The sequence below is a fragment of the Staphylococcus sp. NWU MKU2 genome, from assembly GCF_033283605.1.
Classification (GTDB): Bacteria; Bacillota; Bacilli; order Staphylococcales; family Staphylococcaceae; genus Staphylococcus; species Staphylococcus haemolyticus.
Genome location: NZ_JAVSMH010000022.1, coordinates 1 through 991, shown reverse-complemented (window position 1 = coordinate 991; position 991 = coordinate 1). Strand labels below are relative to the sequence as shown.

Below are 991 nucleotides of genomic sequence, written 5' to 3'. Positions count from 1 at the left end.
ATGGTGGAGACTAGCGGGATCGAACCGCTGACCTCCTGCGTGCAAAGCAGGCGCTCTCCCAGCTGAGCTAAGCCCCCATATTATTTATATAATTAAAGTTCCTATCGGGAAGACAGGATTCGAACCTGCGACCCCTTGGTCCCAAACCAAGTACTCTACCAAGCTGAGCTACTTCCCGTAAGAGAACGCGCCCGATAGGAGTCGAACCCATAACCTCTTGATCCGTAGTCAAACGCTCTATCCAATTGAGCTACGGGCGCAAAATTATATATGGTGCCGAGGACCGGAATCGAACCGGTACGGTGATCTCTCACCGCAGGATTTTAAGTCCTGTGCGTCTGCCAGTTCCGCCACCCCGGCACTATATTAGAAATAATGGAGCGGAAGACGGGATTCGAACCCGCGACCCCCACCTTGGCAAGGTGGTGTTCTACCACTGAACTACTTCCGCGTATGCGGGTGAAGGGAGTCGAACCCCCACGCCGTAAGGCGCTAGATCCTAAGTCTAGTGCGTCTGCCAATTCCGCCACACCCGCGTATACATGTGAGCCATAGAGGATTCGAACCTCTGACCCTCTGATTAAAAGTCAGATGCTCTACCAACTGAGCTAATGGCTCAAAATAGATGGTGCCGGCCAGAGGACTTGAACCCCCAACCTACTGATTACAAGTCAGTTGCTCTACCAATTGAGCTAGGCCGGCAATATATTATTTTGATAAAATGGTGGAGAATGACGGGTTCGAACCGCCGACCCTCTGCTTGTAAGGCAGATGCTCTCCCAGCTGAGCTAATTCTCCATTATATTATGCCTGGCAACGTCCTACTCTAGCGGAACGTAAATCCAACTACCATCGGCGCTAAGGAGCTTAACTTCTGTGTTCGGCATGGGAACAGGTGTGACCTCCTTGCCATTGTCACCAGACAAGAGAATGATTATACATTCAAAACTAGATAGTAAGTAAATGATTTTGCTTCGCAAAACGTTGAAAT

Annotated in this window: 9 tRNA genes and 1 rRNA gene; all 10 read right to left on the bottom strand. The window is 49.8% G+C overall.

From position 1 onward, the window contains the following. Position 1 precedes the first annotated feature (1 nt). Positions 2-77 (bottom strand) — tRNA-Ala (locus SBL15_RS12930). Positions 78-104: 27 nt separating this feature from the next. Beyond that, a tRNA-Pro gene (locus SBL15_RS12925) sits at positions 105-178 on the bottom strand. An 8-nt stretch (positions 179-186) separates the two neighbouring features. Then, a tRNA-Arg gene (locus tag SBL15_RS12920) sits at positions 187-260 on the bottom strand. Positions 261-271: 11 nt separating this feature from the next. Further along, positions 272-360, bottom strand: a tRNA-Leu gene (locus SBL15_RS12915). Between the two features lie 16 nt (positions 361-376). Continuing rightward, positions 377-451: transfer RNA gene (locus SBL15_RS12910), tRNA-Gly, on the bottom strand. 3 nt (positions 452-454) lie between these two features. After that, positions 455-536 (bottom strand) — tRNA-Leu (locus tag SBL15_RS12905). A 9-nt stretch (positions 537-545) separates the two neighbouring features. Continuing rightward, positions 546-618 (bottom strand) — tRNA-Lys (locus SBL15_RS12900). Positions 619-626: 8 nt separating this feature from the next. Then, a tRNA-Thr gene (locus SBL15_RS12895) sits at positions 627-702 on the bottom strand. A gap of 20 nt (positions 703-722) precedes the next feature. Continuing rightward, positions 723-798, bottom strand: a tRNA-Val gene (locus SBL15_RS12890). A 10-nt stretch (positions 799-808) separates the two neighbouring features. Next, positions 809-923: ribosomal RNA gene (gene rrf, locus SBL15_RS12885) — 5S ribosomal RNA — on the bottom strand. Between the last annotated feature and the right edge of the window lie 68 nt (positions 924-991).